The following is a 4,099-nucleotide window of genomic DNA, read 5'->3' as shown; positions in this document are numbered from 1 at the left end:
TGATCGACGACGCACAGAAGATCCACCAGCAACGGCCAGTGTTACAAGAGACGCTCGCTACCGCTACGCAACCGAGGTGTGAGTCTTAGCTAAAGACGAATAGTCGCCGCCGTATAGTGGTTCGCCAAAGCCAAGAGAGAGCGAAAACTGGGTTTGTAAATTGGCTCGCTGGAGTTGAGCGTTCGAATATCCTATCTATACGGATTCAGAAAAGGCCCTCACACGAACCTCTCCTCGATCACTCCCTCAACGACGTCGATAATGTTCTGAGAAGTCGAACTAATACGCTCGAGTCGGTCGAGCACCGTCTCCGGTTCGTCACCGTTCCACGCAGCGAGGTAGAACGCTGATCCACTCGTATCGAGCCCGAAATACCGCCCGACGATGTAGCCGACGGCTTCGGCCTCGAGTTCACGTTTCGCCCGTTCGTCTTCAGTACCGAGCCCAGCGTGCAGCAGTGCGTGTGCATACTCGTGAACGAGTGTCACGGCGAGATCGGCCTCGTTTTCGCAATCACGGATTTCCACGAGTGGCCGTCCGTCTAGGCGATACTGACAGACGCCCTTGGCGCGGCCGTGCGACCAGTCACGAGGAGAGACGACCGCAACCTCGACCTCGAGAACAGCCGCCGCCTCGAGGAGTGCTGGCACCAGCTCGTCGGCGCTGCCGTTCGCCTCGGTCTCGAGTTCCGGGAGTGGCTCGCCCTCGGTCTGAGACACGTCGAAGACTGGCGCTGGCCGGAAGCCGACGAGCCCCTTGTTCCACTCGTTGGGTTCTGTATCGTCGTATGCGCAGTCACTGCGTTCGTGGTACGACGACGAGTTTCCACACTCGGGACACTTCCGCGCGATGATCGGTGCCCAGATCCAGATTGCCTTCTCGCCTTCGCTCACACATCGATCGAACTCACGTTGCCACGTTCTGAACCCGGCAACTCGCGTCGCGTGTGGACACTGTAGTTTGATCAGCAGTGTATTTCGAGGAGAGTAGTCGTGGAACCGACTCTGTACATCGAGCCACGCGCTGAACTGCTCGCTCGAGACGGCATCGTCGACCTCACAGACGAGGTCCTCGAGCCAGGTTTCGATCGTGCTGTGCATCTCGTCCTGCCGGGTGTCCGAATCGTCGAACGTTTCCCGACTGCTGTTGCTCGTATCCATCGTTGATTTCAGGTCCCTCGAGCCGAACTCGAGAAGACCGCTGGCCATCAGCGGGTCTGGAAAAAACCACTGTGCGGTCAGCGTGGATGCGATCGGAGACACCGTCCTGATGGGTGGCGACGACCTCGAGCGACTGGATAGAATGTCATCGACCGAGGGCGCTTCGCTGAGCAGGCTCGAGCCGGAGAGTTCGGCGGAAGCCGAGGAAGCGTTCGCCGCGCTGGCCGACGGGGGCGAGGTGCTGATGGCGTTACAGGAGGTTGACTGGGCCGAGAAACACGGCTCGTTCATCGATCGGGTCGGTATCCGGTGGATGGTCGATTATCCCGGTGACGTCGGCGCCGAGTGATCGAGTTCAGCTTTTCGAATCCGAGCACTACCCAGACTGTCGGCGCCGTCTAGTGATTTACCAGAGCCCCTACGTTGAATAATTGGAGGTCGTCACGCTCGGACACGGCTTCGTGTACTGATTGTGTTACGCCACTCCGTGTGAACAACGCGTATTCCGTGTCAATTTCGCCAGTGTCCGGCGTCCAGCGAATCTCCGACGCGTGGTCTTCGAGTGAGGACAGGGCACTATAGTCCAGTGGCGAGTTAGTAAACTTGCACTCCCCCACAACCATTGTTCCGTCTGTGGTGAACCCGACAACATCCACTTCGTGTTCCCTGTACCACCAGCGGCCGATATCGAGGAACACCTTCTCTGGATACAGGCGTGGGAGGGCATCCTGGCAAAGCGTTTCGAACTCTTGACTGACGAAATCAGGGAGTTCTGGTTCGATACCCGCTTCGTAGGCGTCCTCACCGAGACGTTCGTATCGATCTTCGTTGCCGTAGACGAAACGGAACCAGAAGCGAAAGAGGGGATCCAGGATTCGATAGCGTCCGCGGCGTGACTTCGCTTTCTCCTCGGTGATAGGAACTTCTCGTTCGATAAGCCGCAATCGCTCTAACTTCTGAGTGTACGTCGAGATTTGTTTCCCGTCGATGCCCACCGTCTGGGCGATCTCGTTCGAGGTCGTCTTCCCTGCGGCTATTGCAGTGAGGATCGCAAAATACCGATTCGGGTCTGTGAGCTCGGTCCGGAGGACGTATTCTGGTTCGTTGTGGAGATACCCTTTCCGAGAGAGCACTTCCTTCGTGAGGACTGTGCCGAGGTCCTGATCGAGATCGATACCGTCGAGATAGTATGGCACACCACCGAAAATGCCCCACGCGAAAACACGCTCGACAGGGGAGTACTCGTCTGGAAGGAACTCTTGTGCAGCGGTGAACTCGAGTGGCCGGAGATCAAGTTTCTCGGTGAAACGCCCGTACAGAGGACTGTTCCCGAGGAGCGTCGCTTCTTCCATCATGCTGATCGATGAGCCAACCAGAATGAGTGTGCCCGATGTGTGTTGGAACCGCTGGTCCCATAACCGCTGAATAACCGAGGGAAGACTCTCATCGGCGTCAATCAGGTAGGGAAATTCGTCGAGGACGATGATCCCGTCCTGGTCGCCGAGATACCCCAGGAGTGCTTCCCAGTTCTGCTTGATATCTGTAATCCCTGGAAACGTGTCGGCAGCGACGTCGACGAACTCGTCGAGTTGTATCTGCGACGTGGTTTCCGTAGCCTGATAGACGACGGCATCGTTTCGCTCGGCAAGCGAGTGGTGGACGAGTTGTGTTTTCCCAAGGCGCCGTCGGCCAAAGATGACGACCATCTCAGCGTCGTCGGAATCGTAGCACCTGTGGAGCTGTGAGAGTTCATCTTCCCGGTTGACGAAGTGCTCCATACCCCTCCGTCATCCCACCAGTGGATAAGACTTCCGGATAGACTATTTCAAAATAGGCTATTTTGAGATTGGCTAATTCAAAACAGGCTATGCTCGAGTTCCTGGTCAAGTTATTCGGGACATTTGATGTAACGGTGGCGTACTTCTGGATAATACTATACGCTACTCTCGGACGTCTGCTTGCAGGTGTTCGTACCGCACCTCACAGCTGTCCGAGCAGAATCGACCGGCGTACCCTGTTCGATCACGATCGAATCTCGTATCGGGGGAAAATGCTGGCAGGTGTGATGGCCCTCAGGAGTTACCCCACGATAGTAGAACCCTTTCCAGCGTGGGGTAACTCGAGTCCGTGACGTAGTCAAACCTCTCGAGAACCCGCAGTACCAGGATGAACGCGGTCTCTTGGTTCTTCCCCACGGGTGTCGACCGTTTCGAAGACGGTATTGAGGAGAGCCAGCCCGTCGCGACGAGTGGTCGGCTGGATCAGTCTGGACTCACCGAACGAAGGTCCCATCCGGCGCCGGGACGAGCCCGGTGCGGATCTCGAGGTCGACACGGCGCACGTGCTTACAGCCTCCGGCGGGCTGGCGCTGTTCGAAATCCGGGCAGGTACACGTCACTGCTTCGACGTCAACGGTGTACGTGTTCCCGCTTCTGCTGCGAACTCCGTAGATGGGTCCGGGTTCACTGAACCGGACATCCAGGTCTTCGGTGAGCGCTCGCCGGGTCCGTGGCTCGCCGATCGAGTACCCACCAGCCTCGAGGGCAGTAGGTGGCTGGGGATTGTCACAGGACCCGGTGAACTCGTCGCGACGGTTGCGTTCCTGGGCGCAGTTTCGACACCGCCAGTAACGCGTGCGATACTCGTAGCCCTCGGTGAGGTCGATGTCGTACGGTGTTGGTTCAGTGCCAGGGATCCACTCGTCGATCGCGACGAGGTCGTGGCCGTTCAATCGAGCGACGTCACCCGGATAGCTTCGCTCACGATCGCTCGCTGGGCAGAAGTCCGTTCGTTCTCGCGGCGACTCGCGTCGGCGTGAATAGTCGGTACTCATCGAGGGTGTCATAGAACAGTTAGCATACCAAAGAGCAGGGTGAACGCTGAGGTGGAATGAGTTCAGCGACCCTGCAAGATGAGCCTTGGATAGACGAGTTCTTTAA

At 57.6% G+C, this 4,099-nt stretch carries 4 protein-coding genes; 1 reads left to right on the top strand and 3 read right to left on the bottom strand.

The genetic code is table 11. The features are described from left to right. Positions 1–218 precede the first annotated feature (218 nt). The gene (locus N0B15_RS15520) at positions 219–1,160 is read right to left on the bottom strand and encodes an ImmA/IrrE family metallo-endopeptidase (RefSeq protein ID WP_263020629.1); all 942 of its coding nucleotides are present in this window, start codon (positions 1,158–1,160) and stop codon (positions 219–221) included. A gap of 109 nt (positions 1,161–1,269) precedes the next feature. Here N0B15_RS15520 and N0B15_RS15515 point away from each other — a divergent pair, with 109 nt between their 5' ends. Next, a complete protein-coding gene (locus N0B15_RS15515; RefSeq protein WP_263020628.1) occupies positions 1,270–1,509 on the top strand; it encodes a VOC family protein in 240 nt (79 codons plus the stop codon). 49 nt (positions 1,510–1,558) lie between these two features. On the opposite strand, the gene N0B15_RS15510 is transcribed toward N0B15_RS15515, so the two are convergent. Continuing rightward, positions 1,559–2,938, bottom strand: coding sequence for an ATP-binding protein (locus N0B15_RS15510; protein ID WP_263020627.1), 1,380 nt, complete (start codon positions 2,936–2,938; stop codon positions 1,559–1,561). A gap of 494 nt (positions 2,939–3,432) precedes the next feature. Beyond that, on the bottom strand, positions 3,433–3,993 hold the full coding sequence (locus tag N0B15_RS15505; protein ID WP_263020626.1) for a hypothetical protein: 561 nt from the start codon (positions 3,991–3,993) through the stop codon (positions 3,433–3,435). Positions 3,994–4,099: the final 106 nt, after the last annotated feature.

This window comes from Natronobiforma cellulositropha, assembly GCF_025629245.1.
GTDB classification, from domain to species: Archaea; Halobacteriota; Halobacteria; order Halobacteriales; family Natrialbaceae; genus Natronobiforma; species Natronobiforma cellulositropha.
Note: the sequence above shows the minus strand (reverse complement) of the source record. Positions and strands in the feature narration are given on the sequence as shown.